The following is a 4,062-nucleotide window of genomic DNA, read 5'->3' on the forward strand; positions in this document are numbered from 1 at the left end:
TCATCGCGCTGGACGTGACCGTCACCATCTCCCTGGTGGGCACGGGCCTGGAGGGGGATCTCGCCGCCAACCGCGACGCCGCGCGCTTCCACGTCCTGGCCCAGCTTCGTGACGGAGTGGCCACCCTCTCCACCCTGAAGACTGCCGAGCTGCTCGGGTTGATCACCGCGCCCTCCACCTTCACCGTGGACGCACTCAGCTACACCGGCGAGTACCTCACCGCAGGCGTGAAGCTGAACGGCATCAGCCCCGAGATCCCGCTCACCGCGCAGGAGCTGGCCTGGATCCGGAACGTCAAGGTGGCGCCATGAGCACGCGCCCGCTGCAGATCCTCCAGCGCTTCCCGGGGCACCTCGAGCCTACCCGCCCGGACAAGCAGCTCTTCGCCGTGGTGGAGGCGCTGTCGGCCGACCTGGACGTCATGTCCAGCGATCTGGCCAGCGTGCGGCGCGCGCACCGCCTGGCCGATGCCGATACCCTCCGCGACGTGCTGCTGATCGGCGGCCTGCACGGGCTCGACCGGTCCGTGCTGGACGTGCTGCTCCTGCGCGTCGCGGCGGTGCGCACGCTGGCCCGGCAGCTGCTGGCGAGCGTGGAGGCGCATGACGCAGCCACCCGAGATGCCCGCGCGGAGGCGCTGTTCCGCCTCTGGAACACCGCAGGGGTACCGCCACGCCTGCCTCTGTATGCGGATCCCGCAGCGCCTGCCGACCTGGAGCTTGCCGCCCGGGTGATGGTGGGTCAGGCGGAGGACAGCGTGGCCTTTCCGGCGCTGCTGATGGCCGCGCGCACCCGGGTGGGGGAGCACTGCCGCATTCATGCGGGAGGGAATGCCACCGTGCGGGCGCTCCTGGAGGCAGTCTCCAACGCTCTCGATCTCGACATCGACCACACCCGCAACGCCCAGGTCATGGCAGCGCTGCGTGAGCTGGGCAGCCTCACGCTCGACCTGCGCCGGACCGACGGCTACTTCCACAGTGTCGACCGCTATCGCCATGTCACCTTCGTGCGCGACCGGCTGCAGCCGCCTCCGCTGCCCCGCCCCAGCGGGCCTCCCTTCCAGCTCCCGTACACGGGCGAGCTCGTCGGCCTGGAGGAGAACCCGCTGCGCGAGTTCAGCGAGGACGTGGGCCCCAAGCCGCACGCTGCGCTGTTCACCGTCTCGCGCCGGGGGTTCTCGCGCGCCGAGCTGCAGGTGGAGATCGGCGGCATCGAGGACCGGACCGTGGGGCCGCACCTGGTGAACCGCGATGAGGGTGTGGGTGTGGGCTTCGCAGGCACGGTGCCTGACGGGGGCACGCTGATCCTGGACGAGAACGGCACCCTGCTCCTCAAGGCGGATCCCAATGACCCTGGCACCGATGTCACCGACTACGGCTTCTCGTGGAGAGGGGGCTGCTTCGCGGACGGCGACGCGCCTCACGCGCTGGACTTCGCGTTCGACGGTCCCGGGCTTCCCGAGGACAGGCGCGCGGCTACCTTCGCGGTGGGCAATCCGCTGGGGTGCATCGATCGGGACGCGGTGTTCCCGCACCCGCCAGTGCCTCTGGAGGACATCGGCATCGGGGTGGGGGACACCCGCTTTGCGTTCTTCGTGCAGGAGGCGGGGATGTCGCTGCGGGTGAGCGCGGGTCCGCCGCCGACGGTGAGGCGGATCGCCCCCTATATGCGCATCGGCTTTGCTGACGGGTCGGTGTTCGCGGCCGGCCTCGCTCCCCGCCCGGACGCGGGCGACATCCGGCTCAGCTGGCTCGAGCACCAGGCCCACGCGGTGCGAGTGTGGATCCCCAAGCGCTTCGCGGCCCTCGACACGGCGGACGTCACGGTCAAGGAGCTGGTGAGGCGCGCCCTGGAGCGCTTCCGCGCCGTCGGCGTCCATGTGGAGGTCGTCTACCAGGAGGACGAGTGGGTCCTCGGCACCGGCGTCCTCTTCTCCCCTGAGGGAGACCCCACCTTGAGCTTCCTGGGGGGGACGGTGCTGTCACCCACCCCCTCGCCTTAGCCCTCGTCCGTGAAAGGAAACGACATGCCTCTCAACCCCTTCAGTGCCCAGCACGTCAACCCCGGAGAACCGCTCACCGCCCAGGCCTGGAATGACCTGGTCGATGGCGTCGACAGCCTGCACCAACACGTGGAGGCTCAGCTCCACGCGGTGCGGGTGAAGATCCAGAATCCCGGCCTGGACCTGACCACGGTGCGCGTCACCGCCACCTCCGCGAGCGGAGTCTCTCGCGAGGCGGTGAGGCCCGTCCCACCCGCCACCCAGCACGTGATCGACGGACTGGTGCCTGGCGCGTACACCGTCCACACGAGCGCTCCCGGCTTCGCGCCCACCTCAGGCACGGTGAACATCGGCCAGACCGGCGATGCGACGCTGGAGCTGGCGCTGACGCCCACCCACGTGCCCATGCCCGACGTGTTCGGCATGACGCTGACTCAGGCCCGCGCCGCGCTGTCGGCCAAGGCCATCACGGTCAGCCGCCTGCTCGACACACAAGGCAAGAACCTGCCGCCGAACAACCCCGGCGCCGAGTACGACCTGTCGCTCGTGCTGGTGCAGATACCTCCCGCGGGCTCGCTGGTGGGAGTGGCCGGAAGCACCGTGCAGCTGGCCGTGGCCGTGGCTCCGAAGATCGAGACCACCGTCGAGGTGCCGTCGCTGGCCGGCCTCACGCTGGCGGAAGCGAAGAAGGCCCTGGAGGCACTGGGCCTGGTGATGGGCAAGGTCAAGAACGTGACGAGCAGCACTTCCCTGCGAGGCTAACATGGCAACCCGGAAACCCTCTTCCCAGCAACCTCCCCGCCGCCCGGCAAAGCGCACCACGGGCACGACGGCGAAGCCCTCACCCTCCAGCGCTTCCGCCAGCTCCGAGGCCGCGGTGGAGAGCCCGAGCGCTCCCGCCCTCACTGCCTCGCCCACGCGCGAGGCCACCTCCTCCAAGTCCCCGACGGGGCAGATCACCGCGGGCGTTCCGGGTTACACGAACGTGCAGGTGATCGAGGTCGGCGAGCTGCCGGCGGTGAACATGATCGTCCGCGAGGGCCAGGAGGTGCGCTCGCCCGCGCTCAACCTTGCGCGAGTGGACGCGTACATCGACCGCGCACAGCCCATCAACAAGTATGAGCTCCCGCGCGTCATCGGGCAGAGCGTGAAGTCAGGCATCCGCGTCGCCAAGGGCTCGGTCGTCGATCTGACGCTGGCGCCACCCAACGACGTGACGCTGGGCCTCATCAAGGATGCGCACCTCGATCTCGAAGCATGGAAGGTCCCCCAGATCGCGTTCGCGGTGCAGCAGAACCAGACGATCCTGGACCGCAAGCCGACGGCCGCCGAGCTCACCCCGCAGGAGAGGGAGCAGGTCATCGGCAGCTTCGTCCAGTACGGCATCACGATCGACGACGAGCAGCCCGGCCTCACCTTCGACAACCTCTACCAGGTGCTGCAGGGCGCCCGGGCGTTCACCTAGGCCATGGCGAGCTCCTCCCAGAACTCCGGCAGCGGGGGCCTCCTCCAGGACCTGGGCCCGTCAGGCCAGGCCTCCCTCGATGCCTACTCGTTGGCGACCGAGTACCTGGTCGAGGCACTCCCCTACGCGGCGATCACCCTGGAGTGGCAGCGCCTCTCCAACGGTGTCGCCTCGATAACGCAGGCCGTGTCGCTGCCGGGCAATGCGGTGGTGCGCCGCCTGGACGTGGAGGTGCAGGCGGGCCGCGCGAGCTGGAGCGCGCTGAGCGCCGTGGGGCAGGTGCGGATCACCGACGCGAAGACCGGCAACCAGAAGGTCGTCGTGGTGGACTTCGGGACCCCGCGTACGGTGAACGCGGTGGCGGTGGTGGACGTGCCTCCCAAGCAGGACACGACCCGGCCCGACGTCTCCATCCACGAGGTGAAGTCGTGGAACGGCATGAAGTTCGAGGCGTCGGCGCTCTACGTGGCTCCCTCCGTGGGGGGGACGCCGGACACGACGGTCGCGGTCGCGACCTTCGCCGCCGAGGTCCGGACCGAGAGGCTGCAGATCGTCGTCAACGTGAGTGGCTCGGGCACCTTGGATGAGAAGGCCG

General features: G+C 69.7%; 5 protein-coding genes. All 5 read left to right on the plus strand.

Translation table 11 applies throughout. The features are described 5' to 3' along the window. The coding region (locus VD972_RS36030) for a hypothetical protein (RefSeq protein ID WP_324993348.1) at positions 1–311 on the plus strand (311 nt) is incomplete at its 5' end. Continuing rightward, the gene (locus VD972_RS36035; RefSeq protein ID WP_324993349.1) at positions 308–2,002 is read left to right on the plus strand and encodes a hypothetical protein; all 1,695 of its coding nucleotides are present in this window, start codon (positions 308–310) and stop codon (positions 2,000–2,002) included. The genes VD972_RS36030 and VD972_RS36035, both read left to right, overlap by 4 nt. Before the next feature lie 24 nt (positions 2,003–2,026). Further along, positions 2,027–2,764: a PASTA domain-containing protein gene (locus VD972_RS36040; RefSeq protein WP_324993350.1), complete on the plus strand. Its 738-nt coding sequence runs from the start codon at positions 2,027–2,029 to the stop codon at positions 2,762–2,764. A 1-nt stretch (position 2,765) separates the two neighbouring features. After that, a complete protein-coding gene (locus VD972_RS36045) occupies positions 2,766–3,467 on the plus strand; it encodes a hypothetical protein (protein ID WP_324993351.1) in 702 nt (233 codons plus the stop codon). 3 nt (positions 3,468–3,470) lie between these two features. Then, on the plus strand, positions 3,471–4,062 hold a 592-nt coding region (locus VD972_RS36050; RefSeq protein ID WP_324993352.1), incomplete at its 3' end, for a hypothetical protein.

Origin of the sequence: Hyalangium sp. (assembly GCF_035629615.1) — a bacterium.
GTDB lineage: Bacteria > Myxococcota > Myxococcia > Myxococcales > Myxococcaceae > Hyalangium.

What these genes read in the sequence shown, in the direction of transcription:
- VD972_RS36035 (WP_324993349.1), top strand. Translation starts at nt 308, where the DNA reads ATGAGCACGCGCCCGCTGCAGATCCTCCAGCGCTTCCCGGGGCACCTC.
- VD972_RS36045 (WP_324993351.1), top strand. Translation starts at nt 2,766, where the DNA reads ATGGCAACCCGGAAACCCTCTTCCCAGCAACCTCCCCGCCGCCCGGCA.
- VD972_RS36040 (WP_324993350.1), top strand. Translation starts at nt 2,027, where the DNA reads ATGCCTCTCAACCCCTTCAGTGCCCAGCACGTCAACCCCGGAGAACCG.